The organism is Peribacillus sp. Aquil_B1 (genome assembly GCF_022603275.1).
Lineage (GTDB): Bacteria > Bacillota > Bacilli > Bacillales > DSM-1321 > Peribacillus.
This window is the reverse complement of the sequence record NZ_JAKXEE010000025.1, coordinates 1-236: the sequence shown is the minus strand read 5'-3', so window position 1 is coordinate 236 and position 236 is coordinate 1. Positions and strand designations below refer to the sequence as shown.

The window sequence follows — 236 nt, the reverse complement described above, 5'->3', positions numbered from 1 at the left end:
ACTATCAAAAAAGCAAATGAGCAAGTCAAACATTTCTTCGGAGAGTTTGATCCTGGCTCAGGACGAACGCTGGCGGCGTGCCTAATACATGCAAGTCGAGCGAATCGACGGGAGCTTGCTCCCTGAGGTTAGCGGCGGACGGGTGAGTAACACGTGGGCAACCTGCCTATAAGACTGGGATAACTTCGGGAAACCGGAGCTAATACCGGATACGTTCTTTTCTCGCATGAGAGAAG

At 51.3% G+C, this 236-nt stretch carries 1 rRNA gene; it reads left to right on the top strand.

Features of this window, described 5'->3' with window-relative positions:
• Nucleotides 1-34 precede the first annotated feature (34 nt).
• Nucleotides 35-236, top strand: a 16S ribosomal RNA gene (locus MPH60_RS27590); the annotation flags it as partial.